Source organism: Bradyrhizobium sp. UFLA01-814, assembly GCF_046718885.1.
Lineage (GTDB): Bacteria > Pseudomonadota > Alphaproteobacteria > Rhizobiales > Xanthobacteraceae > Bradyrhizobium > Bradyrhizobium elkanii.
On the sequence record NZ_JAQOSR010000378.1, the window covers coordinates 1 to 842 of the forward strand.

Consider the following 842-nt stretch of genomic DNA (forward strand, 5'->3'; position numbering starts at 1 on the left):
TCGGCCGGTCAAACGCACGACCAGGGACTCGACATGCAAGACCAACCACGCTCTGCTCTCGCCAACGATGCCGTTCCACGCGCTGATTCCTCACTTTCTGGAACGCTGCACGCACAGGTCTGCTCCAGCAGCGAGGTCTCTTTCCTGATGGAAGCGCATGACGGCCTCTCCGCCGCGATCGCCGAGCGCGCTGGCTTCAAAGGTCTCTGGGCGTCGGGCCTGTCAATTGCCAGCTCTCTGGGCTACCGCGATGCCAACGAAGCGTCGTGGAGTCAACTCGTCGACGCAGTCGAGCGGATCGTGGACGCGACCCAGCTTCCGGTGCTTGTTGACGGCGATGGCGGCTTTGGGAATTTCAACAATGCTCGTCTGCTGGCACGCAAACTCCGCCAACGTGGTGCCGCAGGCGTCGCACTGGAGGACAGCTGCTTTCCGAAGATGAACTCGCTTGTTGGCGAGCGACATCCCCTCGCCGATACCGACGAATTCGCTGGCCGTCTGCGGGCAGTAAAGGACACAGTCGCAGAAGACTTGGTCCTCGTGGCCCGGATCGAGGCTTTGATCGCCGGCCATGGAATGGATGACGCGATTTCGCGCGCTCATGCTTACGCAGACGCAGGTGCCGACGCGATCCTCATTCATTCGCGTAAGAGCACCGCGGACGAGATCTTTGCGTTCGTGCGCGCCTGGCAGAACAGGTTGCCCGTCGTGATCGTTCCAACGACATACCATCGAACACCGGTCTCGGCGTATCGTAAGGCCCGTGTCTCCACAGTGATCTGGGCCAACCATGCTATGCGAGCTGCAATAGCAGCGATGCGACAGGTCTGCCATCGTATCCT

General features: G+C 60.8%; 1 protein-coding gene. It reads left to right on the forward strand.

The window, feature by feature from the left end:
• Positions 1 to 147: 147 nt before the first annotated feature.
• The coding region (locus PMN64_RS42915) for an isocitrate lyase/phosphoenolpyruvate mutase family protein (protein ID WP_411785129.1) at positions 148 to 842 on the forward strand (695 nt) is incomplete at its 3' end.